Source organism: Stenotrophomonas sp. K-6, assembly GCF_056861555.1.
Genome location: NZ_JBSPUC010000003.1, coordinates 195,573 through 222,352, shown reverse-complemented (window position 1 = coordinate 222,352; position 26,780 = coordinate 195,573). Strand labels below are relative to the sequence as shown.

General features: G+C 66.2%; 23 protein-coding genes. 9 read left to right on the top strand and 14 right to left on the bottom strand.

Annotation, left to right across the window (positions count from 1 at the left end; all coding sequences use genetic code 11):
• The first annotated feature begins 298 nt into the window (after nt 1-298).
• Nucleotides 299-2,470: a M3 family metallopeptidase gene (locus AC13F7_RS11400; protein ID WP_483000410.1), complete on the top strand. Its 2,172-nt coding sequence runs from the start codon at nt 299-301 to the stop codon at nt 2,468-2,470.
• Nucleotides 2,471-2,535: 65 nt separating this feature from the next.
• On the opposite strand, the gene cfa is transcribed toward AC13F7_RS11400, so the two are convergent.
• The 3 genes from cfa to AC13F7_RS11385 form a co-directional block, all read right to left on the bottom strand.
• Nucleotides 2,536-3,654, bottom strand: coding sequence for a cyclopropane fatty acyl phospholipid synthase (gene cfa, locus AC13F7_RS11395; protein WP_483000408.1), 1,119 nt, complete (start codon nt 3,652-3,654; stop codon nt 2,536-2,538).
• A gap of 14 nt (nt 3,655-3,668) precedes the next feature.
• Nucleotides 3,669-4,523: a DUF3298 and DUF4163 domain-containing protein gene (locus AC13F7_RS11390; RefSeq protein ID WP_483000406.1), complete on the bottom strand. Its 855-nt coding sequence runs from the start codon at nt 4,521-4,523 to the stop codon at nt 3,669-3,671.
• Between the two features lie 65 nt (nt 4,524-4,588).
• Nucleotides 4,589-4,891 (bottom strand): GNAT family N-acetyltransferase, encoded by a 303-nt coding sequence (locus AC13F7_RS11385; protein ID WP_483000404.1) that lies wholly within the window; start codon nt 4,889-4,891, stop codon nt 4,589-4,591.
• 213 nt (nt 4,892-5,104) lie between these two features.
• Between AC13F7_RS11385 and AC13F7_RS11380 the strand changes: the two genes are divergently transcribed.
• Entirely contained in the window at nt 5,105-5,284 is a 180-nt protein-coding gene (locus AC13F7_RS11380) for a hypothetical protein (RefSeq protein ID WP_123730771.1), read from the top strand.
• A gap of 89 nt (nt 5,285-5,373) precedes the next feature.
• Here the strand turns inward: AC13F7_RS11380 and AC13F7_RS11375 are convergent, their stop codons facing one another.
• Together AC13F7_RS11375 and AC13F7_RS11370 are read right to left on the bottom strand one after the other, a co-directional pair.
• Entirely contained in the window at nt 5,374-5,997 is a 624-nt protein-coding gene (locus AC13F7_RS11375; RefSeq protein WP_019182898.1) for a rhomboid family intramembrane serine protease, read from the bottom strand.
• 7 nt (nt 5,998-6,004) lie between these two features.
• Nucleotides 6,005-7,567, bottom strand: coding sequence for a POT-type proton-dependent oligopeptide transporter (locus AC13F7_RS11370; protein WP_483000401.1), 1,563 nt, complete (start codon nt 7,565-7,567; stop codon nt 6,005-6,007).
• Between the two features lie 177 nt (nt 7,568-7,744).
• Between AC13F7_RS11370 and AC13F7_RS11365 the strand changes: the two genes are divergently transcribed.
• Entirely contained in the window at nt 7,745-8,593 is an 849-nt protein-coding gene (locus AC13F7_RS11365) for an endonuclease/exonuclease/phosphatase family protein (protein ID WP_483000399.1), read from the top strand.
• A gap of 74 nt (nt 8,594-8,667) precedes the next feature.
• Here the strand turns inward: AC13F7_RS11365 and AC13F7_RS11360 are convergent, their stop codons facing one another.
• The gene (locus AC13F7_RS11360) at nt 8,668-9,279 is read right to left on the bottom strand and encodes a superoxide dismutase (RefSeq protein ID WP_483000397.1); all 612 of its coding nucleotides are present in this window, start codon (nt 9,277-9,279) and stop codon (nt 8,668-8,670) included.
• A 268-nt stretch (nt 9,280-9,547) separates the two neighbouring features.
• On the opposite strand from AC13F7_RS11360, the gene AC13F7_RS11355 reads away from it, so the two are divergent.
• Nucleotides 9,548-10,021, top strand: a complete 474-nt coding sequence (locus AC13F7_RS11355; RefSeq protein ID WP_481469466.1) for a guanyl-specific ribonuclease — start codon at nt 9,548-9,550, stop codon at nt 10,019-10,021.
• The gene (locus AC13F7_RS11350; protein WP_483000395.1) at nt 10,018-10,464 is read left to right on the top strand and encodes a barstar family protein; all 447 of its coding nucleotides are present in this window, start codon (nt 10,018-10,020) and stop codon (nt 10,462-10,464) included. Before AC13F7_RS11355 ends, AC13F7_RS11350 begins: the two co-directional genes overlap by 4 nt.
• Before the next feature lie 12 nt (nt 10,465-10,476).
• Here the strand turns inward: AC13F7_RS11350 and AC13F7_RS11345 are convergent, their stop codons facing one another.
• Nucleotides 10,477-12,231 (bottom strand): hypothetical protein, encoded by a 1,755-nt coding sequence (locus AC13F7_RS11345; protein ID WP_483000393.1) that lies wholly within the window; start codon nt 12,229-12,231, stop codon nt 10,477-10,479.
• A gap of 9 nt (nt 12,232-12,240) precedes the next feature.
• Nucleotides 12,241-12,840 carry an NfuA family Fe-S biogenesis protein gene (locus AC13F7_RS11340; RefSeq protein WP_481469468.1) on the bottom strand — a complete coding sequence of 200 codons (600 nt, stop codon included), beginning with the start codon at nt 12,838-12,840 and terminating at the stop codon, nt 12,241-12,243.
• 90 nt (nt 12,841-12,930) lie between these two features.
• On the opposite strand from AC13F7_RS11340, the gene AC13F7_RS11335 reads away from it, so the two are divergent.
• The 3 genes from AC13F7_RS11335 to zupT all read left to right on the top strand — a co-directional run bounded on the left by AC13F7_RS11335 (nt 12,931) and on the right by zupT (nt 14,613).
• Nucleotides 12,931-13,272 carry a 4a-hydroxytetrahydrobiopterin dehydratase gene (locus AC13F7_RS11335; protein ID WP_481469469.1) on the top strand — a complete coding sequence of 114 codons (342 nt, stop codon included), beginning with the start codon at nt 12,931-12,933 and terminating at the stop codon, nt 13,270-13,272.
• Between the two features lie 4 nt (nt 13,273-13,276).
• Nucleotides 13,277-13,696: an energy transducer TonB gene (locus tag AC13F7_RS11330; protein ID WP_483000391.1), complete on the top strand. Its 420-nt coding sequence runs from the start codon at nt 13,277-13,279 to the stop codon at nt 13,694-13,696.
• A gap of 107 nt (nt 13,697-13,803) precedes the next feature.
• A complete protein-coding gene (gene zupT, locus AC13F7_RS11325; RefSeq protein WP_483000389.1) occupies nt 13,804-14,613 on the top strand; it encodes a zinc transporter ZupT in 810 nt (269 codons plus the stop codon).
• 9 nt (nt 14,614-14,622) lie between these two features.
• Here zupT and AC13F7_RS11320 read toward each other — a convergent pair whose 3' ends face one another.
• Nucleotides 14,623-15,600: an RluA family pseudouridine synthase gene (locus AC13F7_RS11320; RefSeq protein ID WP_481469474.1), complete on the bottom strand. Its 978-nt coding sequence runs from the start codon at nt 15,598-15,600 to the stop codon at nt 14,623-14,625.
• A 403-nt stretch (nt 15,601-16,003) separates the two neighbouring features.
• Here AC13F7_RS11320 and AC13F7_RS11315 point away from each other — a divergent pair, with 403 nt between their 5' ends.
• A complete protein-coding gene (locus AC13F7_RS11315) occupies nt 16,004-19,459 on the top strand; it encodes an Rne/Rng family ribonuclease (RefSeq protein WP_483000387.1) in 3,456 nt (1,151 codons plus the stop codon).
• A gap of 235 nt (nt 19,460-19,694) precedes the next feature.
• Here AC13F7_RS11315 and AC13F7_RS11310 read toward each other — a convergent pair whose 3' ends face one another.
• Genes AC13F7_RS11310 through AC13F7_RS11290 form a run of 5 tightly spaced genes read right to left on the bottom strand, consistent with a single transcriptional unit; the run spans nt 19,695 to nt 26,779 of the window.
• Entirely contained in the window at nt 19,695-20,567 is an 873-nt protein-coding gene (locus AC13F7_RS11310) for an endonuclease/exonuclease/phosphatase family protein (protein WP_483000385.1), read from the bottom strand.
• On the bottom strand, nt 20,567-23,749 hold the full coding sequence (locus tag AC13F7_RS11305; protein WP_483000383.1) for a discoidin domain-containing protein: 3,183 nt from the start codon (nt 23,747-23,749) through the stop codon (nt 20,567-20,569). The genes AC13F7_RS11310 and AC13F7_RS11305 overlap by 1 nt, the downstream gene beginning before the upstream one ends.
• Nucleotides 23,746-24,582 carry a carbohydrate ABC transporter permease gene (locus tag AC13F7_RS11300; protein ID WP_346472991.1) on the bottom strand — a complete coding sequence of 279 codons (837 nt, stop codon included), beginning with the start codon at nt 24,580-24,582 and terminating at the stop codon, nt 23,746-23,748. The genes AC13F7_RS11305 and AC13F7_RS11300 overlap by 4 nt, the downstream gene beginning before the upstream one ends.
• On the bottom strand, nt 24,579-25,460 hold the full coding sequence (locus tag AC13F7_RS11295) for a carbohydrate ABC transporter permease (RefSeq protein ID WP_483000381.1): 882 nt from the start codon (nt 25,458-25,460) through the stop codon (nt 24,579-24,581). The genes AC13F7_RS11300 and AC13F7_RS11295 overlap by 4 nt, the downstream gene beginning before the upstream one ends.
• Entirely contained in the window at nt 25,457-26,779 is a 1,323-nt protein-coding gene (locus AC13F7_RS11290) for a sugar ABC transporter substrate-binding protein (protein ID WP_483001021.1), read from the bottom strand. The genes AC13F7_RS11295 and AC13F7_RS11290 overlap by 4 nt, the downstream gene beginning before the upstream one ends.
• Nucleotide 26,780 lies beyond the last annotated feature (1 nt).

Here is a 26,780-nt window from a genome sequence, read left to right as displayed (position 1 = left end):
GGGCGGGTGGGGTGCGGGGGCGGGCGTCGCCCCCACTCTGCGCCCCCCTCTCCCCCCCCCCCCCCCCCCCCCCCGCGGCCCCCCCCCCCCCCCCCCCCCCCCGCGCCTCGCGGCAGCCCACCGCCGCTGTTGCTGTTGCTGTTGCTGTTGCTGTTGCTGTTGCTGTTGCTGTTGCTGCAGTGACCGCGCCCTTTCCCAATGCCCCGGCCTTCGCACGGCCAAAACATGCCTTTCGACACAAGCCGCTCACCAACGGCTCGGGTTACCCTCAAAGACTTGTCTGACCGGAGAATTCCCCTTGACCACCCGTCTTGCCCTCGCCGTCGCCGTGACCCTCGGCCTTGCCCTGCCCGCCTATTCCGCCACCGCCGCCACCCCGGCCGCGACCACCGCCCAGCAGGCCAACCCGTTCTTCGCCGACAGCCCGCTGCCGCTGCACTTCCCGCAGTTCGACAAGATCAAGGACAGCGACTTCGCTCCCGCCTTCGACGCCGGCATGGCCCAGCAGCTGAAGGAAGTCGACGCGATCGCCAACAACAAGGCCAAGCCGACCTTCGACAACACCATCATCGCCCTGGAAAAGAGCGGTGACACCCTGGATCGCGCCACCACCGTCTTCTTCAGCCTCGTCGGCGCCGACACCAACGACGCACGCAAGAAGCTGCAGGCCGACTACTCCGCCCGCTTCGCCGCGCACAGCGACGCCATCGCGCTGAACGGCAAGCTGTTCGCCCGTATCCAGAGCCTGTACAACGGTCGCGCCTCCCTTGGCCTGGACGCCGAAGGCGTGCGCCTGGTCGAGAAGTACTACGAGAGCTACGTCCGCGCCGGCGCCAAGCTGTCCGAAGCCGACAAGACCAAGCTCAAGGAAATGAACGCCGAGCTGGCCAACCTGGGCACCAAGTTCAGCCAGAACGTGCTGGCCGAAGTGAACGCCTCGGCGATCACCGTCGATGACGTCAAGGAACTGGCCGGTCTCTCGCAGGAGCAGATCTCCGCCGCTGCCGAAGCCGCCAAGGCCCGTGGCCAGGACGGCAAGTACGTCATCACCCTGCTCAACACCACCGGCCAGCCGCCGCTGACCAACCTGGCCAACCGCGCGCTGCGCCAGAAGATCTACGAAGCCTCGGTGACCCGCGGCAGCCGCGGTGGTGAGTACGACAACACCGCCCTGGTCTCGCGCATCATGCAGCTGCGTGCCGACAAGGCCAAGCTGATGGGCTTTGCGAACTTCGCCGCCTACAACCTCACCAACCAGACCGCCAAGACCCCCGAAGCCGTCAACGCCATGCTCGGCCAGCTCGCCCCGGCCGCCGTCGCCAACGCCAAGCGCGAAGCCGCCGACCTGCAGGCCATGATCGACAAGGAACAGAAGGCCGCCGGCAAGCCGACCTTCAAGCTGGAAGCATGGGACTGGGCGTTCTACAGCGAGAAGGTCCGCCAGGCCAAGTACAACTTCGACGAATCCCAGCTCAAGCCGTACTTCGAAATGAAGAACGTGCTGGAGAACGGCGTCTTCCATGCCGCCCAGCTTGAGTTCGGCCTGACCTTCAAGCAGCGCACCGACCTGCCGGTCTACCACGAAGACGTCACCGTCTACGACGTGTTCGATGCCGACGGCAGCCAGCTGGCGATCTTCATCTTCGACCCGTATGCACGCGCCTCCAAGCGCGGCGGTGCGTGGATGAACTCCTACGTGTCGCAGTCCGAATTGACCGGCTTCAAGCCGGTGGTCGCCAACCACCTCAACATCCCCAAGCCGCCAGCCGGCAAGCCGACCCTGCTGACCTGGGATGAAGTGACCACCACCTTCCACGAGTTCGGCCATGCCCTGCACGGCATGTTCTCGAACGTGAAGTACCCCTACTTCTCCGGTACCTCGGTGCCGCGCGACTTCGTCGAGTTCCCCTCGCAGGTCAACGAGATGTGGGCCGATGATCCGGTCATCCTGAAGAACTACGCCAAGCACTACCAGAACGGCACGGCCATGCCGCAGGCCCTGCTCGACAAGGTCGTCGCCGCCGCCAAGTTCAACCAGGGCTTCGCCACCACCGAATACCTCGGTGCGGCCATGCTCGATCAGCGCTGGCACCAGATCGGTCCGGACCAGGTCCCGGCCGCCAAGGACGTGATGAAGTTCGAAGCCGAGGCCCTGGCCAAGGACGGCATCTTCTACGCGCCGGTCCCGCCGCGTTACAAGACCCCGTACTTCAGCCACATCATGGGCGGCTACTCGGCCGGCTACTACGCCTACATCTGGTCTGAAGTGCTTGATGCCAACACCCAGAAGTGGTTCCGTGAAAACGGCGGCCTGAGCCGCAAGAACGGCGACCACTTCCGCCAGACCCTGCTCTCCAAGGGTGGCAGCGTGGATGCGATGGAGCTGTTCCAGAACTTCGCCGGCCACGCCCCGCAGATCGAGCCGCTGCTCGAAAAGCGCGGCCTGACCTCGGGTGACGGCAAGAAGTAAGCGTCTGCTTCACGGACGTGCAGTACGAAAAACGCCCGGCAGTGCCGGGCGTTTTTTTGTTGCCCTCACCGCGGCGCCACATAGCCCCCAGGCACACCATTGGGCGATAACACCAACTGCCACAACTGCGCATGCCGGCAGCGGAAACTCGCCATCGAACCGGCCAGGTAGAACCGCCACATCCGGCGGAACCGTTCGTCATAGCGCTGCGCATCCAGCCGGGGCCACGCCGCCTCGATGTTGGCCCGCCATGCCTGCAGCGTACGATCGTAATCGGTGCCGAAGTTGTGCCAATCCTCCAGCACGAACAAGCCCTCGAACGCCTGTGTCACCTGCGCCGCGGAGGGCAGCATCGAATTGGGGAAGATGTACCTGGCGATCCACGGATCGGTACGATGCCGCGACAGGTTGCTGCCGATCGAATGCAGCACGAACAACCCCTCCGGCCGCAGGCAGCGACGCGCCATTTCGAAGTAACCGCGATAGTTCTTGTCGCCGACGTGCTCGAACATGCCCACCGACAGGATCGCGTCGAACGACTCCTCCACCTCGTGGTAGTCCTGCAGCCGGATCTCGATCGGCAGCCCGGCACACAACTGGCGCGCGTACTCCGCCTGCTCCTGCGAGATCGTCACCCCCACCCCGGACACGCCATAGCGCTCGGCCGCGAACTTCAACGCCTCACCCCAACCGCAACCGATATCCAGAATGTGCTGGCCGGGCCGCAGCCCCAGCTTGCGGCAGATCAGATCGAGCTTGGCTTCCTGCGCTGCATCCAGCTCCGCGGCCTGGCGCCAGTAGCCACAGCTGTACACAAGTCGCTGGCCCAGCATCGCCTCGTACAGATCGTTACCCAGATCGTAATGGCGCCGGCCGACCTCGAAGCTCCCCGCGCCGGCCTGCAGATTGAATACCCGCGCCTTGAGCGCATCGGCCAGATCGCGCCAGCCGTGTACGCGCTCATCCAGATGCGCCTGCATCAGATGAAACAGGAAAGCATCCAGCGCGCGGGCATCCCAGTGCCCGTCCATGTAACTCTCGCCCAGGCCCAACGAGCCCTGGGCCATGACCCGCGCAAAGAAGCGCGGATCGTGCACCGTGATGTCCTGCGGCTGGTCACCGTCAACGGTGACCCCCGCCTCATGCAGCAACCCTGTGACCCGTCGTTGCAGCCCAGCGTCCACATCGCCTCCGTCGATCAGCCCCGGGCGAACAGCCCCGCGACATCCTGCGCCACGTGCGGCACCAGCACCGCGGCCGGAACGTCCACGGTCTGCGTGCCGTCCGAGTACGGCCCTACCTGGTAGGGCGGGAACACAAAGCGTATCGCTGCGATATGCCCGTCGGCACCCGTCAACGGCTGGAACTGGCTGAAGTTGTCCGCGCTCGGCCCGGTGCCGTCGGCGATCATCCGGCTGGCGTTGCGCAGCGATTCCTGCATCTGTGCCGGCTCCATCTCATCGCCACTGAGCCGGGTGGCCACGCGCTCGCGCAGCTGGTCGGCCACGTAATCACTGATCGCTTTCCAGCCCTTGGCATCGGCCACCAGCTTGTCGGCGGTCAGCATCTGCTGCTGCTCCGGCAGCCACACGAAACGCGCCACCAGCGGCTCCCCATGGGCACCCCCGGTGTAGCGGCTGCCATCGGCGGTCACCACCACCAGCTGCGGTGTCTCCAGCACCTTCTCAAAGCTCAGCGACAGCTCATACGGCATCGTCGGCTTGTCGTTGCCCAGGCCGTCCACCGCCTGCTGCAGCTCGGCCCGCGCACTGTCGGCGTAGCCGGCCAAGGCCTTGGCCAGGCCCGGATAGCGCGCGATGTCGGGCGGATAGCTGATCCCGACCACCGCCTGCGGCGAAGTCTCGATCACGTCGCGCAGTTCGATCGGCGCGTCGGGTGCCACGGCCGGGGCAGCCGGCTCGGCGGCGGTGTCGACCGGCGCGGCCGGGGCCGCTGTTTCGCCGTCGCGCTTGCACCCGGCCATCACCACCACGCCCATGGCCAAGGCCAGCGCGCTGACGCGCAGCGCGCGACGGTTTCCTGCGATGTTCATCCTGAAATCCCCTTGTTGTAACCCACCATCATGATCAGCCATCCCTGAAGCATGACCCGCTGTCGTCATCGGACCAGCAGGTCGTCGTACTCCTCGTGCCGCTGCAGGAACGCCTCGGCGTACGCACAGGCCGGCACGACCTTGAACTTGTTGTCGCGCGCGTAACGCAGCGCCACTTTGGTCAATTCGCCCGCGACGCCGCGGCCGGCGATCGGCTCGGGGACCTCGGTGTGGGTAATGATCATCCGCTTGCGCTTGATCTGGTAGTCCAGCAGCGCCACGTGCCCTTTGACCCGGGCCTGGAAGCGGTGGTGGTCCAGATCGTGCTCCACTTCGTAAGCCAGTCCGGGCGGCGTGACCGAAGCCATGAGCGGTGTCTCCTGCGGCGACTGACGCGATAGTGCGCAGCCGACCGCCATGATCGTGTGAAGCCTGAACAGGGTCAGGCTGCGACGCGGCACGTCACTTGCCGACCTAAAGCCTGCGGCGTTCAAGCCGATATCGGCATCGGACAGGGCGTAAAAGCTGGCACGGCTTTTGCGAAGACCTAGCCAGTACGAACCCGCTTTCCGGAGGTCCGCATGGACAACACTGCACCCGCCCCCGCCGCCCACGGCGATGCCGACAGCTCGCTGCTCGAAGGCCTGTTCCAGCTGGCCGTGAATGGCCAGACCCAGGGCTGGGAATTCGATCAGATCGACAACGAGGTCTATGCCCGGCTGCTGAGCACCTATGGCGTGGACGGCAAGAAGGCTGCCTGACGGTTGGGATGCTCACGACCAACGGTCATGAGCTACCCCGCGCCAGGTACCACGCAGGAGGTACCGACCGTTGGTCGGTACGCCCTGCCTCAACCGCCGAGGCGGAAGGTCGGGTTGCTCAGCTCACGCAGGAAGTGGCTGAAGATGCTTGGCTGCATGGCCAGCATGAACAACACACCGAAGGCCGCACCGGCCAGGTGCGCGCTGTGGTTGATGCGATCGCCGCCACGGCGGTCCATCCAGATGCTGTAGCCCACGTAGAACACCGCATAGATGATCGCCGGGGCCGGAATGAACAGCACCAGGATGATCGACCACGGCTTGATCAGGATGAAGGCGAACAGCACCGCCGACACCGCACCGGACGCCCCGAGGCTGAGGTAGTTCGGGTTCTTCTGGTTCTTCAGGTAGCTCGGCAGGATCGAGACCAGCAACGCACCCAGGTAGAACGCCGGATAGGTCAGGTAGCTGCCGCTCAACTGCAGCATCACCTGCTCGATGAAGCCGCCGAAGAAGAACAGCGTGATCATGTTGAACGCCAGATGCGACAGATCAGCGTGGATGAACCCGTACGTGATCAGGCGATCGTACTGACGGTTGCGGTCCACCGCCGGCGGCCACAGGATCAGGCGGTCGGCCAGCGCGCGGTTCTTGAACGCCATCCACGACACGATGACGGTGATGGCGATCAGCAGCAGGTTGACTGGGGTCATGTCAGGCTCAGGCGGTGCGGTAGTTGTCGACCATACGATAGCGCTTGGCATACCAACCAAAGGCGAACGCCGCCAGGAATGCAAAACCGGCGAAGAAGAACATCAGGAATGCCGCCTCGCTCAAGCCGGTACTGGCGATCTGGTGGGTGACCGTATCGTTGCGCACCGCCGCGTTGGACAGCAGCACCCACAGGTTGCCGATGGTGGTGGTCAGGTTCCAGAAGCTCATCACCACGCCCTTCATCGCCTGCGGCGCCTGGCTGTAGGCGAACTCCAGGCCGGTGGCCGAGACCAGCACCTCACCAAAGGTCAGCAGCGCATAAGGCAGCATCTGCCAGAAGATGGACATGACGTTGCCGCCATCCATCATCACCTGGATGCCGCCCACCACGATCCAGGCCAGGCCACTGAAGGCGATGCCGGCGGTCATCCGGCGCAGGGCGGTCGGCTCGAAGCCGAAACGACGCAGCATCGGGTACAGCACCAGGTTGTTGAACGGGATCAGGATCATCACCAGCAACGGGTTCAGCGCCTGCATCTGCGAGGCGGTGAACCAGCTCGGCATGGCCATCTGCTGGCCCTGCAGGACCCAGGTCGAGGCCTTCTGGTCGAACAGCGAGAAGAACGGGGTGGTCAAGGCGAAGATCACCAGCACGCGCAGTACCGAGCGAACCCCTTCCACGGCTTCGGCCGGGTGCACCGCACGGGCCCGGTCGAGCTGGATCCAGGTGCCGCCACCGATGCCGGCCAGCAGCAGGACGAGCGCGATGCACAGGCAGATCACGATGCCCAAGCTGCCCACCAGACCCATCGAGGCCACGGCCAGCACCGCACCGAGGATCGCCAGCGTACGACCCGGACGGCCCTTGCCCGGCACCTGTGCCGACAGCGCGGTACGCACCACGTTGCCGAACGAATGCGGGTCCTTCGGCGGCAGCGGAACCAGCACATAGCGCTTGCGGCCCATCCAGAACACAAAGGTGGCCACGAACATCAGGATGCCCGGGATGCCGAACGCCCACGACGGACCGAGGTTCTTGAGCGCCAGCGGGATCAGCAGGGAGGCGAACAGCGAGCCGAAGTTGATGATCCAGTAGAAGGCGTCGAACACGACCTTGGCCAGATGCTTGTTGCTCTGGTCGAACTGGTCGCCCATGAACGAGGCCACCAGCGGCTTGATGCCGCCCGCGCCCAGCGCGATCAGGCCCAGGCCGACGAAGAAGCCCTGGCGGCTGTCCTCGAAGATGGCCAGACAGGCGTGACCGGCGCAGTAGATCAGGCTGAACCACAGAATGGTGTGGTACTTGCCGAAGAATTTGTCGGCCAACCAGCCACCGAGCAGCGGGAAGAAGTACACGCCGATCATGAAGCTGTGCATGATGTCCTTCGCCTCGCCGGCGCGGCCATCGGCGGTGATCTCCTGCAGCAGCAGCGAGGTGATCAGGAACTGCACCAGGATGTTGCGCATCCCATAGAAGCTGAAGCGTTCGCAGGCCTCATTGCCGATGATGTAGGGAATCTGGCGCGGCATTTTTCCTTTGCCGGCGCTCGCGGCTGCGATATTGCTCATCCTGTGGGGCTGTCCTGCGAACACGAAAGGGCCAAGATTACCGGAAGCCTGTACCCCAGCGCACGCTGCACAGCTGCATGACAGGGGCCGCCGGACATGGCAGGCCGATCCGGAACAGCGGTCCCACAGCAGCACCATGTCACGGATCGTCGACGGCGGAAGCGTAAACTTATCGTTATGCGCGCGCACATCACTGGTGGGACCCAACGCTGGCCGAGCTGGATCCTGCTGCTGTTACTGGCGGCACCGACGGCGCTTGTCCACGCACGGCAGGCCGAGGAGGCCCTGCCCTCGCTGAAGATCGCCACGCTGGAGCTGCCCACCCAGGATGATGCGCAATGGCAGCAGCGCCGTGACCAGGTGCTGCAGCTGCTCGAAGCGATGCAGCCGGACGTGATCGCGGTGCAGCGGGTACTCCAGACCCAGGGCCGCAATCCGGCCTGCTGGCTGGCCAGCCGCCTGCGCTACAGCTGCGATTTCGTCACCGCCGACCCGCCCAGCCAGCCGCTGCGGCACGGCAGCGCCCTGATGACCCGCCTGCCGGTGACCGATGATGCGGTCACCCTGCTGCACCCGCCCGGCCAGTTCAGCGCGGCCGGCATGCTGCGGGTCAAGCTGCGCGAGGAGCTGGTCAACATCTACATCGCGCGGCTGCGACCGGAACCGGACGATGCACAGATGCGCCGGCACCAGACCGGCGACCTGATGACGTGGATCGGTGCGACCGCCGATGGCCTGCCGTCGCTGATCGCTGGCGACTTCTCGGCCGAGATCGGCGAACTGGTCGGCAGCACTCCGGGGTTCCAGCCGGCGCGCAAGAATCCCGGCGAACGCGTGGATCCGCCCTCGCTGGCCGGCGCAGCGCGCGGGCACGGCCTGGACGTGCTGTTCCAGGTCAAGCACTTCGGCGGAATGCGCCAGGACAGCATCAAGCTGCCGGCCAGCGAAAGCGACCCCACCGCGATGCGCCTGGGCACCATGGCGACGCTGCGCCTGCAGACCCCGGCAAGCACCAGCGCGCCCTGAGCTGCAAGGTGTCCCCAACGAAAAACGGCCAGGCATCGCTGCCTGGCCGTTCGTCTGTCAGGTGACCGTGCCGATCAGACAATGGCTTCCTGGTAACGACGCTCGACTTCATTCCAGTCGACGACGTTGAAGAACGCGCCGATGTATTCCGGGCGACGGTTCTGATACTTCAGGTAGTACGCGTGTTCCCACACGTCCAGCGCCAGGATCGGCGTGTTGCCGTCCATCAGCGGGCTGTCCTGATTGGCGCTGCTTTCCACCACGACCTTCTTGTCCGGGGTGACGCTCAGCCAGGCCCAGCCGCTGCCGAAACGGGTCAGTGCGGCCTTGGTGAAGGCTTCCTTGAACTTTTCCAGGCCGCCCAGCTGCGAATCGATCGCCTTGGCGACATCACCGACCGGGGCGCCGCCGCCGTTGGGCGACATCACGGTCCAGAACAGGGTGTGGTTGGCGTGGCCGCCGCCGTTGTTGCGCACGACGCCCTGCAGGTTCTCCGGAAGCGACTTGGTCTTCTTGACCAGCTCTTCCACCGGCAGGTCGGCGAACTCGGTGCCTTCCAGCGCAGCATTGACGTTGTTGATGTACGTCTGGTGATGCTTGGTGTGGTGGATTTCCATCGTCGCTGCGTCGATATGCGGCTCGAGCGCGTCGTAGGCGTAGGACAGCTTGGGGAGGGTATAGGCCATGTGGTTCTCCTGGTAGCTCACTCACCCGGCAAAGACCGGGCGTTGCGGAGTCGATGATGGGGATGGCCGATGAGCTTACCAAGGGCCATGTAAAGGAAACTTCGTCCTGCGCGGTCGATGGCGTGTCGGGATCGTTACGCGAAAGTGACGGTGGCACGCACGCGCGGCGCACTTGCTCGCAATGCAGCACGCCTGTTCGGCTGGGCCTCACCGTGCGGGCCGATGATCGCAGTAGAGTAGTCGCCTCGCCCAACGCTCTTGGCCTCCCATGCGCAAGCCGCTGCTGTTGTTGATCGCCATCGTGCTCCTGGTCGGTGGGCTGGCCGCCATCAAGCTCGCCCAGCGCCCGCCCGCGCCGCAGTTCGCGCCATCGCTGACCCAGCCCGATGCCGCGCCGGTCACCGGTGCACCGACGTCATCGCCAGCATCGGCGAAGGCAGCGCGCGATCCCCTGCCCCCGTTCCTGCCCGCCGAAGCGCGCGACACCATTGCACTCATCCAGCGCGGCGGTCCGTTCCCGCACCGGCAGGACGGCAGCGTCTTCAGCAACCGCGAACAACGCCTGCCGCAGCGGCCGCGCGGCTACTACCACGAATACACGGTGGACACGCCCGGTGCCGGCAATCGCGGCGCACGGCGCATCGTCACCGGCGGCACACCCCCTACTGGCTGGTTCTATACCGATGATCACTATGAAACGTTCCGCAGTTTCGACGTTCCACCTGCCGGGAGCTGGCAATGACGCATGACGGATTCGAGTTGGGCCTGCACGACATCAACAACGCCGGCATCTATGCGATCGGCAATGACGATGTCGCCCCGTTGTCGGCCGCGATGCGCGATGCCGGCCTGCGTGTGATCCAGATCGATCTGGCCGGCTGCCAGGACAAGCGCACGCTGCTGATGCGGCTGGCCGCGCGCCTGGATTTCCCGACCGGCTTTGGTGGCAACTGGGATGCACTGACCGACAACCTGCGCGACCTGGCCTGGCTGCCGGCCAACGGCTATGCGCTGTTCTTCAACGATGCCGATGCGTTGCGCAGCGAGGCGGGCGCGGAATTCGACACGCTGCTGGATGTGCTCGACGAAGCCTGCCGCTACTGGGGCGAGAGCGACGTGCCGTTCTGGGCGTTCGTGGCGTTGCAGGACGCGGGCGTGGATGCGAGCGACGCAGTACAGCCGTAACGCTGCGCAGCCTCATCGGCTGCCGTTGTCTTCCTGCAGTTCTTTCTTGAACGGGATGTCCGGCGGCGGCCGCGCGATGGCCGGCTGGTCCTGCATGTTCGGATCACTCAGGCCGCACCCGCCACCGAACTGCAGGACGGAAATCACGCAGGAGATTGTCGAGCTTGTGCCCGGGATCGGGATCTCGACGGCCTTGATGCCCTTGCGGACCCACTCGGCCAGCAGCGATTCGTTGGGCGCCCAGTACTTGTCGAACGAGGTCGGGGTGTAGTCGTACGGCGGGCGCTTGAGCCACGTGCCGGACTGCGCGATGCGCTCCTTGCTCCATCCGTCCTTCTCGCCGCCGGGTGCACCGCGCTCGGTGTTGCCTGCTCCCGCCTGCCCTGGCACGCGCACGCTGCCATCTGCGTTGAACAGGCTGCCGCCGCTCTTGCCTGTCGCGCTGACCGCCCGCCCGTTGAGATCGGCATCCTGCGGGTGATTGGCTGCACCCCAGTCGTCCGCGCGATTCGGGGTTGCCCAGTTGCCCGGGGCCGCTGCCGCCTGGCTGGCGGGCGAAGCTGCAGGCGTCGACGCGCGGTTGGCGGGCGCACGGGTGGCGCCTGCGGGAGTGGAAGGCGCCGATGCCGTGGCAGTGCTGCTCGGCGCAGTTGGCGACGGTGGCGACGGGCGTGGTGCGGCATTGGGCACGGCACGTTCGCGCACGGCGACCTCCGCGGATCGTCCCGGGACGGTCATCTCGCGCGCAGGCAGCGTCGCGACGGTCACGGCAGGCGCGGTAACCGGCCGGATCTCGCGCTCGCGCACCTGCAGCTCGCGTTGCGGCACGGCGGCCTCCACCTGTGGGCCCGGCACCGTGACAGTCGGTGTCGGCGCCTCGACGATGGCGACCTGGCGTTCCTGCACGCTCACGTCGGGCGTACGCAGTTGCGGCTCCACCGCGCGCGGCGTTGGTACGTTGCTGCGTGGCGCCGGCGCTTCCACAGTCACCACGGTGCGCTCGCGCACGGCGATGTCCTGCGGATCACGCGTGACCACGCGCGCCTCGGTGCGGGGCACGCTGGTGGGCGGCACCACGAAATCGGATGTCGCCTGGGCCACGTCCGTCGCCTGGAGCGGCTGCTCCACCGCCGGTGTCGCTGGCGAGGGGGGCGCCGGCTGCGGTTCGCTGGGCGGCACGGGCGTGGAAGAGGGCTGCGGCGCGGATGCGGACGGCTCGCGCGCATCGGCTTCGGCCTGGGCCATCGCCTGGGCATTGGCCATTGCAGCCGCGATGGCGGCTTCAGCAGTGGCAGGTTCGGCTGCGGCAGGCTGGCCACCCTCTTCCTGCTGCGGGGTGCCACGGCCGACGAACGCGACCTGCACGCGGCCACTCTCACCGCTCTGCTCCGGCTCGCTCGGCGGCCGGATCAAGGCCACCCACAGCAGCAACAGTGCGAATATCAGATGCAGCAGCGCGCTGATCACCGCCGACGTCCATCGCATCCAGCGCTGATCGCGCGGCGCCGGATCCCAGCCCTGCCAGAGCAAGCGACGCATCGCCTGGACGAAACTCAGTTCGGGCAGGCGCCCGCCGTGCGGCACCGGCGCGCGCTGGGCCAGCTCGGCCAGCACTTCGCTGGCCCGGAACGGCCGCGGCAACGGCGACAACGCACGCAGCCACAGGCCCCACCCATAGGGGAGGCCGGTGGTTTTTTCAAGAAAGCGCGTGTCCGGCTGGCGTGCCAGCAGCCACTCGAGGATGTCGTCAGCCCGGCGCAGTGGCACGCAGCGGAATCAGGCTGCCGTGCCGCGGGGAATGTACGGCGCGTCGCCACTCTCGTGGTCGGTCGCATCGCGCACCGCAGTGATGCCCGGCACCCGCCCCATCAGGGTCTTTTCAATCCCCTGCTTGAGCGTGACATCGGCCATGCCGCAGCCCTGGCAGCCGCCGCCGAAACGCAGCAACACCACGCCATCAGCGGAAACTTCCTGCACCGCGACTTTGCCACCGTGCGACGCCAGCTGCGGATTGACTTCGTTCTCGACCACCCAGCGCACGCGCTCGACCAGCGAGGAGCCTTCGGTCGGCGCCTCGCCCTTGATCTTGGGGGCCTTGATGGTCAACTGCTGGCTGCCGGTAGCACTGGTGACGAAATCGATCTCGGCGCCATCGACCCAGGCCACACTGGTGGCGGCCACATAGAGGGTGAAGCCATCGCAGTCCACCGCCCATTCGTCACCCAGCAGTTCACTGGGATCAGCGAACTCCAGGCGGGCATCGGCGCGCGGGGTACCCGCATCGACGGCGGTCAGGCGCACACCCATGCCGGGCACGGCCTCACGTTCGATCAGCTTGCGGAAATAGGATTGGGCAGTGTCGGATATCTGGATCATCGGGCTATTCTAGCCAATCCCTTGTGATGCGCTCATTCGGTTTATACACCGGACCGCGCATTGTTCAGTCATACAGATGTGGAGGAACCCATGGCCGACCTGATTCCGCTGGCGCACGCGCACTGCGTGCCGCGCAAAGGCAGCGACCACAAGCTCGGCACCGCCCGGGTCACCGAGCTGCTGGCCCAGGTGCCTGGCTGGGAGCTGGCCGAGGCCGGCCAGGCGCTGACCCGCACCTTCCGCTTCGATAACTACCACGGCACCATGGCCTTCGTGAACGCGCTGGCCTGGGTGGCCCATCGCGAAGACCACCACCCGGACCTGGGCGTGCATTACGACCGCGCCGTGGTGCGCTTCTCCACCCACGATGTGGGCGGACTGAGCGAGAACGACTTCATCTGCGCGGCGAAAGCCTCGGCCCTGACGGAGTAAGCCCATGAAACTGCAGTACATCGCACTGTCCAGCCTTGCCCTGGCCGCCCTGGCCGGCTGTAACAAGACACCCGCCGAACCGGCTGCACCGGTCGCTGCGCCGACCGAAGTCGCCGCGGTCAAGACACCACCGCCGGAGTACCCGATCGAACTGGCCTGCCAGGGGATCGGCGGCACCAGCACCTTCAAGGTGACCATCGCCGCTGACGGCAAGCCCAGCCAGGTTCAGCTCGCCAGTGGCAGCGGCAATGCCCAGCTCGACGAGCAGGCGCAGAAGGCCGTACAGGTCTGGCAGTTCAAGGCGGCCACCCGCGCCGGGCAGACGGTCCCGACCACGATCCAGGTGCCGGTCAGCTTCAACCCGCCGCAGCCCAAGCCCGACCAGTGCTTCGCGGTTGAAGAACGGCTGCGTCGCGGCGGCTGATCGACGCAGTGTGTTGAGGTCAGCCGCCGCAAGCCTCGTGCTCCCTACTCCACGCCCCGGTGCCAATGCCCGGGGCGTGCTGCACTTCTACAAGGACGCGTTGGCGGATGCCTGATATTTCCAGTGAAAACCTGTGGATCGCCCTGGCGGTCACGTTGGCCGCCGGCCTGGCTACCGCGCTGGGCAGCCTCATGGTGCTGTTCTCCCGCCGGCCTAACCCGCGCCTGCTGGCGTTCGGCCTGGCCTTTGCCGGTGGGGCGATGGTCTTCGTCTCCCTGACCGAGATCCTCAACAAGGCGATCGATTCATTCACCCAGGCCTACGACGCCCGGCTGGGCTTCGCGTATGGCACCGCGGCCTTCCTGGTCGGCGTGCTGCTGATCGTGGTGATCGACCATCTGATCCCGAACCCGCACGAAAGCCTGGACAAGCAGGACCCTCTGTTCCGTGACAACAACAAGGCCTACATCAAGCGGGTGGGCCTGCTGACGGCGGTGGCGATCACCGCGCACAACTTCCCCGAGGGCCTGGCCACGTTCTTCGCCACGCTGGAAAGCCCGTCGGTGGGCATGCCGCTGGCCTTCGCCATCGCGATCCACAACATCCCCGAGGGCATCGCGATCGCGGTCCCGGTGTATTTCGCCACGCAGAACAAGTTCTACGCGTTCGGCGCCAGCCTGCTGTCCGGTCTGGCCGAGCCGATCGGCGCGGCGATCGGGTATGTCGCGCTGTCAGGTGTGCTCAACCACGCCACCTTCGGCTGGGTGTTCGGCATCATCTCCGGGGTGATGGTGTTCCTGGCCCTGGACGAACTGCTGCCGGCGGCCAAGCGCTACGCCAAGGGCCACGAGACCGTGTACGGCCTGGTGGCCGGGATGGGAAGCCTGGCGATCAGCCTGGTGCTGTTCAAGTGGTGATGGGCCGGTTCACTTCAACCGGTTGAGCACCTCGACCAGCTCCTCGGCCAGCGGTGCATTGATCAGGTACGGCGTCTTGCCCGCATCCAGCGCGAACTCCAGCGAGGCCGCGTGCAGGAACAGACGTTTCAGACCGATCTGCTCACGAAGCCGCTTGTTGACGTCCGGATCGCCGTATTTATCGTCACCGGCTACCGGGTGACCCAGATGCTGGGCATGCACGCGGATCTGATGGGTGCGGCCGGTCTCGATGCGCACCTCGCAGTACGAATGCCCGCCCTTGCGCTCCAGCACCTTGAAGTGGCTGATCGACTCCTTGCCGATCGGATTGACCTGCACATGCCGCTCGCCGCCCTGGCGCAGGCCCACGTGCAGCGGGGCGTCCACGGTCATGGTGCCATCGGGCATGCGGCCGGCGAGCAGGGTCAGGTAGCGCTTGCGGATGCCGGCCCCGTGGTCTTCCCGCAGCAGCGCCTGCAGCTCGCTCAGGGCCGAGCGCTTCTTGGCCACGATCAGCAGGCCCGAGGTATCGCGGTCCAGCCGGTGTACCAGCTCCAGGGTCTTGCCCGGCCGCAGCGCGCGCAGGGTTTCGATCGCGCCGAAGCTGATGCCGCTGCCGCCATGGCTGGCCACGCCCGACGGTTTGTTCAACGCCAGCAGCCGATCGTCTTCGAACACGATGGCATCTTCCAGCCGTTTCATGAATGCCGGGGGCGGACCTGCCTTGTCGCCCTCTTCGTTCAGACGGACAGGCGGAACCCGCACTTCGTCGCCGCCTTCGAGTTTGCGCTCGGCCTTGGCGCGGCCGCCGTTCACGCGGACCTGGCCACTGCGGACCAGCTTGTAGATCAGGCTGCGCGGTGCACCCTTGAGCTGGCCGAGCAGGAAGTTGTCCAGGCGTTGCCCGGCGCGGTCGGCCGGGACAGTGATGATACGTACGCTGGTCATGGCTTCAGCGGCTTTGGGGGTGGGCTCGGTAACGGTCATTGGCCTTTTATTCTGTTACACTCGGCGGGCGAGATAAGGGATTGATTTCGTTGGAAGTTGCTCTGGGCCAGAAGCCCGACTTCCCGCGATTCCGGCACAGTGCGCAGCCACCGCCCCCGGGGCGGCCATGTTAGCGGCTCACCGGCGGTCCCGGCCATCGCCGGATGTCTGACACGCATTCGCGCTGAACATGTCCCTGTGGCGCTCCAGCCTGGCTGAAAGCTGCCTCCGGCCCCGTTACACCCAAACCAAAACAAATGAAGCGCTCCCGCGGCCTGCCGTGGTGTTGTAGCGCTGGAAACCCAAACCGCCCTCCCCGCGCATGCGCGATGGGCGGTGAAGCGTGACCAGAAGCGAAACCCCATGGCGTTCCGCGCGGTAGCAGCGCGCGAGGAACGCAAGAATGAAGCGAATGCTGATCAATGCCACGCAGGCTGAAGAGCTGCGGGTAGCCATCGTGGATGGCCAGACGCTGTACGACATCGACATCGAACAGCCGTCCAAGGAACAGAAGAAGTCGAACATCTACAAGGGCCGCATCACGCGCCTTGAGCCTTCGCTGGAGGCCGCTTTCGTCGAATACGGCGGCGAGCGCCATGGCTTCCTGCCGCTGAAGGAAATCTCCCGCGATTACTTCCAGGCAGGCGTGGACCACAACAAGGCCGGCATCCGCGAGCTGCTGCGTGAAGGCCAGGAAGTCGTGGTCCAGGTGGACAAGGAAGAGCGCGGCAACAAGGGCGCTGCCCTGACCACGTTCATCTCGCTGGCCGGCCGCTACATGGTCCTGATGCCGAACTCGCCGAGCGCCGGTGGCGTCTCGCGTCGCATCGAAGGCGAAGACCGCGCCGCGCTGAAAGAAGCGCTGGACAAGCTGAACATCCCTGACGACATGGGCGTGATCATCCGCACCGCCGGCGTCGGCCGCGATGCCGAAGAGTTGCAGTGGGATCTGGATTACCTGCTGCAGGTCTGGAAGTCGATCGCCGAAGCGGCACTGACCAAGCCCGCCTCGTTCCTGATCTACCAGGAATCGCGCCTGATCGTGCGCGCCCTGCGTGACTACCTGCGCGCCGATGTCGGCGAGATCCTGGTGGACACCGAAGAGCTGTACGAGACCGCCCAGGAGTTCATGCAGCAGGTGATGCCGCAGACCCTGCGCAAGCTCAAGCATTACAAGGACGACATCCCGCTGTTCAACCGCTTCCAGATCGAATCGCAGATCGAAGGCGCGTATGAACGCAACGTCCGCCTGCCGTCGGGCGGCTCGATCGTGGTCGACCAGACCGAAGCGCTGACCGCCATCGACGTCAACTCCTCGCGCGCCACCAAGGGCAGCGACATCGAGGACACCGCCTTCCAGACCAACCTGGAAGCGGCCGAAGAAGTGGCCCGCCAGCTGCGCCTGCGCGATCTGGGTGGCCTGGTGGTCATCGATTTCATCGACATGGCCTCCAACAAGCACCAGCGCGAAGTCGAGAACCGCCTGCAGAACGCGCTCAAGTACGACCGTGCGCGCGTGCAGCTGGGCCGCATCTCGCGCTTCGGCCTGATGGAAATGAGCCGCCAGCGCCTGCGCCCGAGCCTGGGCGAATCCAGCCAGATCGTCTGCCCGCGTTGCGACGGCCATGGCCGGATGCGCAGCGTCGAGTCGCTGTCGCTGTCCATCATCCGCGTGGCGGAAGAGCATGCGATGAAGGAGAACACCGGGCAGGTGCTGGTCCAGGCCCCGGTCGAGATCGCCAATTACCTGCTCAACGAAAAGCGCAGCGCGCTGCGCGAGATCGAGCAGCGTCATGACGCGCCGATCGTGATCGTCGCCGACGAGCAGCTGCACACCCCGCATTACGAAGTGACCCGCCTGCGTGAGAACGAGCTGGGCGAAGAAAGCGGCAAGCCGAGCTACCAGCGCGGTACCCCGCGCAAGCTGCCGGTGCATGCACTGACCAAGGCCCAGCTGAACATCCCGGTCGCCCCGGTGGTGACCCAGGTCAAGCACAGCCAGCCGGCCCCGGTGCGCGAAGCGCCGGAACCCGAAGCCGCACCGGCCCCGGTCGCCGCCCCCGTTGCCGCCCCGGCGGCAACCGGCGTGGTGGGTTGGCTCAAGCGCATCTTCGGTGGCGAACCGGCCCCGGCCGCCGCACCGCAGCCGAGCAACCGCTCGGCCCAGGATGGCAACCGCAACGGTCGCAACAAGGACCGCAACGGCAAGGACCGCAACGGCCGCCGCGATGAGCGTGGCGAGCGTGGTGGAAACGGCAATGCGCAGGCGCAGGGCCGTGGCAAGGACCGCGGTGAGCGTGGCGAACGCGGCCCGAAGGGTGAGCGTCGTGACGAGCGCCGCCAGGACACCGCCGCACCGGCCAATGGCAATGCAGCACAGGTGCAGGCACCCGGCCAGGGCAAGCCGCGCAACGAGCAGCAGCCGGCCAAGCCACGCAATGAATCGCGCAATGACCAGCAGCAGCCGAAGCTGAAGCAGAAGCAGGGCCAGAACGGCCAGGCCAAGCCGCAGCAGAACGACGGCGACAAGCCAGCCATGAGCGAGAAGCCCGCGCGCCAGCCGCAGGCCGATGCATCGAAGCCGACCCCCGCTGCACCGGCCGCCGATGCCGCCGTGATCGCCGCGGCGGCCGTGGTGACCACCGATGCCGCCGCACCGGCCGCCCACGTCCAGGAAACGGCCAAGGCCACCCCGGCCGAGGATTCACAGCGGAGCGACACCGACGCCACCGAACAGGGTGACGCGCCGGCCAATGCTGAAGACGGTACCGGCGAAGGCGCTTCGCGCCGTCGTCGCGGTCGTCGCGGCGGCCGTCGTCGTCGTCGTGGCAATGGCGAGCAGGCTGCCGGCAGCGATGGCCTGAACGGTGATGACAACGGTCTGGATGACGAGGGCGACGACCAGGACGGCGATCAGGACGGCGGCAACGCTGCCCCGGCCGAGCGTCAGGTCGCCAACCATGGTCAGCCGCAGCCGGAATTCGAGTTCGACGACGAATCCAGCAACGCGCCGGCCGCTACCCCTGCACCGGTCCAGGCCCCGCGCCCGGCCCCGGTGGCGGCAGTTGCTGCCGCCGCTCCGGTCGCCGTGGTCAGCAGCCCGGTCGTGACCGCCGGTCATGCCGAGCCGGCCACGGCCCCGGTGCCTGCACCGGCGGCCGAGAAGGTCCCGACCCCGGTCGTTGAGAAGGCCGCTGCTCCGGCTGTCGAGCCGGTCGCTGAGAAGGCCCCGGCCTCCTACAACGACCCGGTGCCGTTCGTGGAAAGCCCGAAGCCGGCTCCGGCGGCGGCTCCGGCCGCCCCGGCTCCGGCTGCTGCTCCGGTAGCTCCGGCTCCGGTTGCTGCTCCGGTTGCTGCTCCGGTGGCTCCGGCCCCGGTCGCGGCTCCGGCAGCTTCGGCTCCGGTCGCCGCTCCGGTGGCTCCGGCCCCGGTCGCTGCTCCGGCCGCCCCGGCTCCGGTTGCTGCTCCGGTAGCTCCGGCTCCGGTAGTTGCACCGGCTGCTCCGGCGGCGACCGCCCCGGCCCCGGTTGCTGCACCGGTTGCTCCCGTCGTTGAGACCGCCCCGCAGGAAGTGAAGGAGCCGACCGTCGCACCGGTGCAGACCAGCATGCTGGATGCCGTCGATGCGACCCAGGCCCCGGCACAGCCGACAGCGCCGCAGGCCCGCACCGAATCGGCCCCGGCCGGCCCGGTCGTGCACAACGGTCAGCTGTTCGGTTCGGCCGCCAGCGAAACCCCGGCCGCGACCAACGCCGCCGAACAGGCCGCGCAGGCCGAAGCCCGCGAGGACATCCCCACCGATGCCCCGCAGGCCGAGGAAGGCGACAAGGCCGACCAGGAAAAGAAAGACACGCTCTGATCCTGAGTGAGTGACGCAACAAACAGACAGCGGCCTTCGGGCCGCTGTCTGCGTTTGGGGGGGGTGGATGGCGCAGGCAGCGGCGTACGTCAGGCGGTCATGAGGGCGGCACTGAGAGCAATCCACGCATGGCGTGGATCTACACAGGCCATCGAATGCAACGAGGGTAGACCCACGCCATGCGTGGATGCGGCCGTTTGCGTGCTACGCCGTCACCGACGACGCTGCGCGCACCTCAGGGCGTCGTCGCGCCGGCGTTTCCGGTACCCGGCGCGAACTGCAGCCGGGTCCACACGCCGTAATGATCCGAGGCCCAGCGGCCATCGGCGTACGGCTGGTCGAACAGGATCTTCGCCTCACGGGCAAGCAGTCGATCCTGCTGGAAGAAGATATGGTCGATTCGCGAAGGTGCGTCGTAGTAATGCCGGTTCAACGTACTGACCTGCGCCAATTCGTTGTTGACGTGCACGCTGCCGTAGCTGTCGCCATAGTGGTTGCGCAACGCGCTCAGATCACCGGCATCCACCAGTGCATTGAAGTCCCCCGCCACGACCACCGGCGCGTCGCCTGCGCTCTGCGCGATGAAGGCCAGCAGATCCGCCACCTGTTCTCCACGGATGCGGCTGCCCACCTCGTCCGAACGTTCGTTCAAGTGCGTGGCATACACATTGACCGGGCGACCGTCCACATCGATGCGCAGATGCGCCACGGTGCGGTAGTCGCCCAGCGGCGCCAGCAGGTGGTCGTTGCGCGACAGCACCGGCCGACGGGTCAGCAACGCATTGCCATAGCGCTTGAAACGCCCCGGCGGATCGGTGGACACGAACTGATAGTCGTAGCCCAGCTTGCGCGCCAGCCAGGCGGCCTGGTTGCGCACGTGGGGCTTCTGGATCACCTCCTGCAGGGCGATCGCGTCGGGCTTGAGTGCCTGCAGCTCGCGCAGGATCACCTTGCGTCGGGCCGGCCAGTCTTCGCGGTCATGGTGCAGGTTGAAGGTGACCATGGTCATCTCCTGCCCCGCCCCGGCGTTCTGCGCGAGCGCTACCAGCGGCGCCAATGCCAGCGCCGCGACCAGCAGGCCGCGCATCATCTTCGTCATCTGCCGCATCAAGGCGCCTTGCGTTCGGCCCGGCGTACCGACGCCGGAATCTCGATCTCGACCTTGGCCGGCACCTGCATCACGCGCAGCTCGCCGCCCACCCATTCCGCCGGCTCACCATTGACGGTGGTGGCGCCCGGCTCGCCGCTGTACGGCCACGGCAACACCACGCCGCCCGCCGGCGGAATCAAACCGGCCGACACAGTGAGGGTGAGCTGCTTGTCGTTGCGGATCAGCGCGTAGTTGAGCTGCCCGTTCGGGGTGCGCAGGCCCTGCACGCCGACGCCCTTGCCTTCCAGCCAGCGCGAGGGCACGCCGGCAGCCAGCACCAGGCTGTCGTCGATGTCGCGGCTGTAGGCGAACATGTCCAACGCCGAACGGACGAAATCCGAGGCTACCCACGCGTGCGGCAGGTCACCCAGGAAGAACGGTTTGCGCGGCGTGCGCGAAACGACTTCAGCCCACTGGTTCCAAGGCTGCGGTGCGCGGTCCTTGAAGAAGAACTCGGTTGCCTGCCAGGCGCGGTCACGCCAGCCCAGCCGGACGAACGCAGCCACGTTGCGCCACTCGTACGGGGTGTAGTCCTTCCACTCGCGCTTGCCGTCGCGGCGCGCTTCGAACTCGCTCCAGTAGCGCTCGAAGGTGTTGTTCAAGTACGGCTGCGGCAGGCGGCCCTGCTCACCGGCCGGCGCCAGTGCGATGGTGGTCGAGGTGGCGTCGAAATCACCCAGCTCGGCCGAACCAGGCAGGTAGTCGATCTTGTGCTGCGCGGTCGCGGCCAGCAACGATGCCTGCAGGTCATCGCGGAACTGATCGCGCGACTCGCTGATCTGCATCGCTTCTGCCTTGCCGAGCGTGCTGGCGATGATCGCCGCGTCCTTGTAGCCACGCAGCGCCCAGAAATTGTCCCAGTACGAATGCATCGGCTTGGCCGAATAGCCCTCGTGGCTGATCGAGACCGGCATCATTCCGTAGAAGGCGGGGTTGCGCGCGCGGTTCTCTTCGGTGCGCTCGCTCAGGCGCAGCTGCTCCATGTACTGGTAGGCGCCCTGCACGTGCGGCCACATCACCTCCAGGAAGGTGGTGTCACCGGTGTAGCGCCAGTACTCGGCAATGTTGAAGATCAGTTCGCCGTGGCTGTCGTTCTCCGGCACCGGGTCGCTGCCACGCGAATCCACGCAGCACGGCACCTTGCCGTTGTCGAACTGGTAGGGCGCATACCAGTTCACGTACTGACGCACCGCATCGCTGCGGCCCATGCGCAGCAGCCCTTCGGAAATCATTGCGCCATCCCGGATCCAGCTGCGCGAATACGAACGCGTGCCCGGCTGCAGGCTGGGGCCGATGCGCGAGATCAGCATGTGCGCCAGCGCGGTGCGCAGCGTATCGGCCAGGGGCTTGCCAGCCGCAGGCACCTGCAGCGTCACCTGGTCCAGCTTGGTGCGCCACATCGAGGCGACCTGCTGTTGCGCCTTGGCCGCATCGAAGGCCTTGGGCATGGTCCAGGTGCCGGTCTGCGGCAGCACGATGGCCACCTCGCGGCTCTGGCCCGGCTCCAGCTTCCAGCGGTACAGAAGTGCACCGGAGGCCAGCCCGGTACTGTCCTTCACTTCGGTGGTGCCCGGCAGCTTGCCGCTGGCCAGGTGGACCACATCCAGCTTGCTGTCGAACGCCGTGGCAAACGCCGCATCCGGCGCCTGCGCGGGGTACAGGCGAGGCGTGCCGTTGACGTCGACGTGGGTGGGGTCAACCGACAGGTTATCGATCCGGCTCACGCCGCCGACGGTATTGAGGAACTGGGTCGGCGGATTCACCTGCCATGGGCGCACGGCCAGGGCCAGGGTGTACTCGTGGGCGACCTTGTCCGGGTTGCGCAGGGTGTAACGACCGACCAGCTGCGCGTTGTCCGGCGTGCCCTGCACGAAGCCGGTCACCTGCAGGCCCGCCTTGTCGTGGGTCCAGCCGACGTTGGCGATCGGCAGGTAATCGTCCTGCAGCGATTGGCTGGTTTTGACGTCGGCCCAGCTCAGCAGCTTGTTGTCGACCAGCACGAACGGCTCCACGCTGAAGCTCGATTTGGCCACTTCCAGCGCGCCATCCTCACCGATCAGGGCCTGCTCACGGCCGCCATCCAGTCCGAGCAGTGTCCAGTACGGCTGCTCGCCGGTGAAACCACGCGGCACCGAGCCGCGCGGCAGGTCGGCACCGACCGAACGGACGAAGTCATTCGGGGTCGCGGCGAACTCGAGCGGCTTGAGCGTGATGTCACGGATACCGTAGCGCCAGCTCGGGCCGCCCTTGAGGTCGAAGCGCAGATAGCGCGCTTCGGTATCGGGCAGGGCCAGCCAGTCGCGGGCACCACCACCGGCAGTCACGTCGCGCAACGTCGTCCAGGTGCGCCCATCAGCCGAAGAGCGCACCTCATAGCGCGTGGCCTCCAGCCCAGGCAGCCATTCGATCACTGCCCCGCCAAACTCACGCACCTTGTGCAGGTCCAGGCTGATGGTCTGCTCGGCCACGCCGCCACTGATCCAGACCGTATCCGGTTTGCCATCGACGATGCGGTTCTGCAGCGCGGTGGCGGTATCGGCGATCACCGACGGGCTCAGCGAAGAGGTGTCAGCGGCGGGCAGGCCCTGCAGCGTCAGCCGGTCGAAACAGACCGTGCCCTTGCCGCCGACCTTGCTGTAGATCGTGAACTCCACCGCCGCGCTGCGCTTGAGCGTCTTGTCCGTCTCCGGGCCCCAGGCCTTGTCGATCTGGCGCTTGCGGTATTGCACCGGCGTCCAGGTTTTAGGGAAGGCATAGCCGGGGCGGTTGACCCACCACACGTTGTCGCCGCTGGCATCGATGAGCTTGAACTGCAGGTCGTTGGCCGGCGAGTCGCCGCGCAGCTGGAAGCCGAACTGGTAGTTCTCCGGGTACTGGATGCCGAGCTCGCGCCGGATGCCGACATAGCCGGACACGTTGTGGAAGTCGTAGTCCACGCACAGCGCGCGGCCACCGCCACTACCGGCCACGCTGCGCAGCGAGCCGCTGACCTGGTCGGAGACGACCAGCTTCCACGGGGTCATGTCATCGAAGCTGTCCAGCACCTTGGGCGCGGGCAACACCGGCGTCGCCGGCGGTGCGGCTGAGGCCGCCAGTGACCAGACCAGACCCAGACCCACCGCGACGACGGCATGCTTCACCCTTTGACACTCCCCAGCAACAGACCTTGGATGTAATAACGCTGCAATGCCAGGAACAGCAGCAGCACGGGAACCACCGTGACCACCGCGCCGGCCATCATCATTTCAACGTCCATGATGTGCTCGCGCGAGAGCGTGGCCAGGGCCACCGGGAGAGTGTAGTGCTCCTGGTCGGTCAACACGATCAAGGGCCACATGAAATCGTTCCAGGCGGCCATGAAGGTGAAGATCGACAGGGTCACCAGCACCGGCTTGAGCATCGGCAGCACGATCTGGAAGAAGATCCGCAGCTCCCCTGCCCCGTCGATGCGGGCCGCTTCCAGCAGCTCGTCCGGGATCGAACGGGCGTACTGGCGGACCAGGAAGATGCCGAACACGGTGGCCAGCGCCGGCACGATCACGCCACCGAAGTTGTTGACCAGGCCCAGCTGCTTCATCAGCAGGAACAGCGGCAGCATCGCCACCTGCGCGGGGATCACCAGCGCGGCCAGCAGCAGCTGGAAGATGCGCTCGCGCCCAGCGAATCGGAGCTTGGCGAAGGCGTAGCCGGCCATCGTGTTGAGCAGCAGCGAACCGAAGGTGATCGCCAGCGACACCATCAGGCTGTTGACGAAGTTGTTGGCCATGCCGGTGCGCGCGAACAACTCATGGTAGTTCGCGGTGGTCAGCGAGGACGGCAGCAGCGGCGGTGGGAAATGCGCCGCCTCGCCGGTCGGCATGAACGACACCGACACCATCCACAACAGCGGCGCCAGGCTCAGGACCGCCAGCACCAGCAGGCCGCCATTGACCCACCAGGCATGCCAGCGGGATTGACCGATTTCACGACTCATACCAACTGCCTCTTGCGGCCGAAACGCAGCATGATGCTGGTCACGCCCAGGATGATCAGGAACAGCAGGAACGCCACCGCGGAGGCGCGACCCAGGTTCCACCACTTGAAGCCCTCTTCAAACATGAAGTACAGCACGCTGACGGTGCTCTGCAGTGGGTCGCCACGCGTCATCACGTAAGGCTCTGCAAACAGCTGGAAGTAGCCGGACACGGTAATCACGCCCACCACCAGCAGCACCGGGCCGAGCATCGGCAGGGTGATGTGCAGGAACTGCTTCCAGCGCGACGCGCCATCGATGCGGGCGGCCTCATACAGGTCATGCGGGATCGCCTGCAGGCCGGCCAGGAAGATCACCATGTTGTAGCCGAAGTTCTTCCACACCGCGAACAGCATGATGGTCGGCATCGCCCAGTTCGGGTCGCCCAGCCAGTCGATCGGGCTGATGCCCAGATGGCCCAAGCCGTAGTTCACCAGGCCGTAGCTGGTGTGGAACAGGTAACGCCAGATCACCGCCACCGCCACCAGAGTGGTCACCACCGGGGCGAACAGCGCGGTACGGAACAGCGCCTTGAAGCGCGCGGCCGGGGCGTTGAGTAGGATCGCCGCACTCAGCGATACCGCGATCGACAGCGGCACGCCGACGATCACGAAGTACGTGGTGTTCCACAGCGACTTCCAGAACATCGGGGTCTGCAGCAGATCGATGTAATTGCCCAGGCCGACGAAGCGCAGGTTGTCACCGTCGGCCAGTGCGTACAGGTCGAAATCGGTGATGCTCAGCGCCAGCGCCGAGAACACCGGCAGGCCGAAGAACACCGCGATGACCAGGATGGCCGGACCGGCGAACATCCAGCCGGCAAGCGAACGCTGCTTCATGGTGCCGCCTCCGTGGCCACGGCACTGGAGTGCGCCGGGTCGCTCGCCCCGGAGGATTCCTGCCGGTGCTGCTCATGCATCCAGCGGCGTTTGGCGAGGACCTTGTCCACGCGTTCGTCCAGCTCTTTCACTGCTTGATCCTGGTCTAGGCCACCACGCACCACCTGTTCGGTGGTGATCCGCATTTCCTGGGCGATCCGCTCCCACTCCAGCACCTTCGGGGTCGGCTTGACCCGCTCGAGCTGGTCGCGGAACGGCTGCGCCAATGGGTCGTTGGCCAGCGAGGGATATTCCCAGGTGCTGCGGCGCGGCGGCAGGTCGCCGATGATGGAATGGAAGCGCTCCTGGATCGCCGGACGCGACAGGAATTCGATCAGCTTCCACGAGGCTTCTTTCTGCTTCGAATCACGGAAGATCACCAGGCTGGTCCCGCCGGCGATGCCCGCACCCGGGCCATCCGGACCCGGCAGTGCGGCGGTGCCCCACTGCCCTTCCAGTTCCTTCGGCTGCAGCTTCTTGAACTCGCGGATGTTCCAGGGGCCGGACACGTAGAACACGTTGAAGCCGCGGAAGAACTCGTCCCAGACGTTGGAGATCTGCGTCTCGGACATGCGCGGGGCCCAGCCCTGCGCGAACATGTTCTCGTAGAAGCCCAGCGTCTTGCGGAAGCCCGGACTGCTGAAGTTGCCACGGGTGTCTTCTTCGCGCAGCAGCGGATCGGGCTGCTGCAGCGCGAAGGACAGCTGCTGCTCGAATTCATTGATCGGCATCAGCACCGCGTAGCGGTTGGCGCCCTGCATCATCTTGATCGCCGCCATCATCTCGTTCCACTCGTCCCAGGTGCGGGGCGGGTGGTCGTAGCCGGCCTTGGCGAGCATGTCCTTGCGGTAATACAGCAGGCGCGTATCCACGTACCACGGCACCCCGACCAGTTCGTCGTGGATGACGTTGGTATCCCAGATGCCCTGGAAATAATCGGCCGGGTCCACCACCTTGGACTGCGCAACGTAGGGCTGCAGCGGGGTCAGGGTGTTGAGTTCGGCGAACTCGGGGATCCACGTGTTGCCCAGCTGGCACACGTCCGGCAGCCCTTCAGCGGCGAAAGCGGTCAGCAGTTTTTCATGCGCGGCCGTCCACGGGATGTTCTGCACATCCACGTGGATGCCCGGATTCTCCGCTTCGAATTCACGCACTAGGCCGGTGACGACTTCGGCCTCACGGCCCATCGCCCAGAACCGCACGGTCACCCCCTCGGGCTCCTTGCGGCAGGCACTCAACAACAGGCTGCCGGCAATCAGCAGCAACAGACTCAGCCCCAGC

Bases quoted from the DNA above. Each gene is read 5' to 3' on its own strand.
- AC13F7_RS11390 (WP_483000406.1), bottom strand. From the start codon at position 4,523: ATGAACATCGCAGGAAACCGTCGCGCGCTGCGCGTCAGCGCGCTGGCC.
- AC13F7_RS11385 (WP_483000404.1), bottom strand. From the start codon at position 4,891: ATGGCTTCGGTCACGCCGCCCGGACTGGCTTACGAAGTGGAGCACGAT.
- AC13F7_RS11380 (WP_123730771.1), top strand. From the start codon at position 5,105: ATGGACAACACTGCACCCGCCCCCGCCGCCCACGGCGATGCCGACAGC.
- AC13F7_RS11375 (WP_019182898.1), bottom strand. From the start codon at position 5,997: ATGACCCCAGTCAACCTGCTGCTGATCGCCATCACCGTCATCGTGTCG.
- AC13F7_RS11370 (WP_483000401.1), bottom strand. From the start codon at position 7,567: ATGAGCAATATCGCAGCCGCGAGCGCCGGCAAAGGAAAAATGCCGCGC.
- AC13F7_RS11365 (WP_483000399.1), top strand. From the start codon at position 7,745: ATGCGCGCGCACATCACTGGTGGGACCCAACGCTGGCCGAGCTGGATC.
- AC13F7_RS11360 (WP_483000397.1), bottom strand. From the start codon at position 9,279: ATGGCCTATACCCTCCCCAAGCTGTCCTACGCCTACGACGCGCTCGAG.
- AC13F7_RS11355 (WP_481469466.1), top strand. From the start codon at position 9,548: ATGCGCAAGCCGCTGCTGTTGTTGATCGCCATCGTGCTCCTGGTCGGT.
- AC13F7_RS11350 (WP_483000395.1), top strand. From the start codon at position 10,018: ATGACGCATGACGGATTCGAGTTGGGCCTGCACGACATCAACAACGCC.
- AC13F7_RS11340 (WP_481469468.1), bottom strand. From the start codon at position 12,840: ATGATCCAGATATCCGACACTGCCCAATCCTATTTCCGCAAGCTGATC.
- AC13F7_RS11335 (WP_481469469.1), top strand. From the start codon at position 12,931: ATGGCCGACCTGATTCCGCTGGCGCACGCGCACTGCGTGCCGCGCAAA.
- AC13F7_RS11330 (WP_483000391.1), top strand. From the start codon at position 13,277: ATGAAACTGCAGTACATCGCACTGTCCAGCCTTGCCCTGGCCGCCCTG.
- zupT (WP_483000389.1), top strand. From the start codon at position 13,804: ATGCCTGATATTTCCAGTGAAAACCTGTGGATCGCCCTGGCGGTCACG.
- AC13F7_RS11320 (WP_481469474.1), bottom strand. From the start codon at position 15,600: ATGACCGTTACCGAGCCCACCCCCAAAGCCGCTGAAGCCATGACCAGC.
- AC13F7_RS11315 (WP_483000387.1), top strand. From the start codon at position 16,004: ATGAAGCGAATGCTGATCAATGCCACGCAGGCTGAAGAGCTGCGGGTA.
- AC13F7_RS11310 (WP_483000385.1), bottom strand. From the start codon at position 20,567: ATGCGGCAGATGACGAAGATGATGCGCGGCCTGCTGGTCGCGGCGCTG.
- AC13F7_RS11300 (WP_346472991.1), bottom strand. From the start codon at position 24,582: ATGAGTCGTGAAATCGGTCAATCCCGCTGGCATGCCTGGTGGGTCAAT.
- AC13F7_RS11295 (WP_483000381.1), bottom strand. From the start codon at position 25,460: ATGAAGCAGCGTTCGCTTGCCGGCTGGATGTTCGCCGGTCCGGCCATC.